This is a genomic window from Hyphomonas chukchiensis (assembly GCF_000682695.1).
GTDB lineage: Bacteria > Pseudomonadota > Alphaproteobacteria > Caulobacterales > Hyphomonadaceae > Hyphomonas > Hyphomonas chukchiensis.
In genome coordinates, this window is record NZ_AWFG01000084.1 from 1 (window position 1) to 938 (window position 938).

Genomic DNA, 938 nt, shown 5'->3' on the forward strand with positions numbered 1-938 from the left:
CCCCGCGAGCGCCATGTCACCCTGCAGCGCGGGCAGGCCCTGTTCGACGTCGAAAAGGCCAGTGCACCTTTCATCGTCGCGGCAGGTACAAGCCGCACGCGCGCGCTCGGGACGCAATTCGAGGTCTATGCGCGGCCAGCCGGTGTTGCCGTCACCTTGCTTGAAGGTTCGGTCAACGTTTCGACATCTCCAGACCAGAAAGGCCTGTTCGGCTTCGGCAAGACAACACATCCCGCCGATCCGGGGGGCAGGGTGCTGGCGCCCGGGGACCGGCTCGAGATTGCCGGCGATGGCAGCCAGACCGTGTCCCGGGTTGAACCCGGCGCCGCGCTGCAATGGCGAAGCGGTAGTGTCCAGTTCGACGATGTGACTCTGGCCGACGCGGTCACCGAACTGAACCGCTACTCTACCACCAAGATCAGGGTGCCTGATGCCGACCTCGCCGCCGAGCGCCTGAGCGGCACGTTCCGGACAGGTGCGCCGGAAGAATTTGTCGCCAATATCATGCTCTTCCTGCCCGTCGGCACGGAGCGGTCGGGTCAATACATCACGCTTGTGCCCACCATTTCCCCCAAGCCCTGACGTATCTATCCTGCGCCACCAATTCGGCTGCCACCCATCCGGTTGCGCTAAATAATCCCAAAAATTCTCGAACCTTTCCTTTTTGCAGGTATTGAGAATTTCATGAGCAAGCTTGTCCCGACCTTGAAGGACCCCGTCGATGAAGACGGGCCAGAAGATCGCAGACCCCTGCGCGATGCTGTCAATTTCTGATCAACACGGCTGAAAGCCTGTGCGATGGCGGCTATCTCATCGACCGTCCGGGAGGACATCCCGGACCTTCCCAGGCCGCGGCGTGAAGGTTTGCCTTTAATTAGTGGGGCTTGCTATTAAAGAATAAGTAGTTATCCTTTAATAGTGGTGATGGCTTATTAAAG

1 protein-coding gene is annotated in these 938 nt (G+C 59.4%); it reads left to right on the forward strand.

Annotation, left to right across the window (positions count from 1 at the left end; genetic code table 11):
- Positions 1-582 (forward strand): FecR family protein (locus HY30_RS17505; protein WP_155839412.1); only part of this gene is annotated, 582 nt, incomplete at its 5' end.
- Positions 583-938 lie beyond the last annotated feature (356 nt).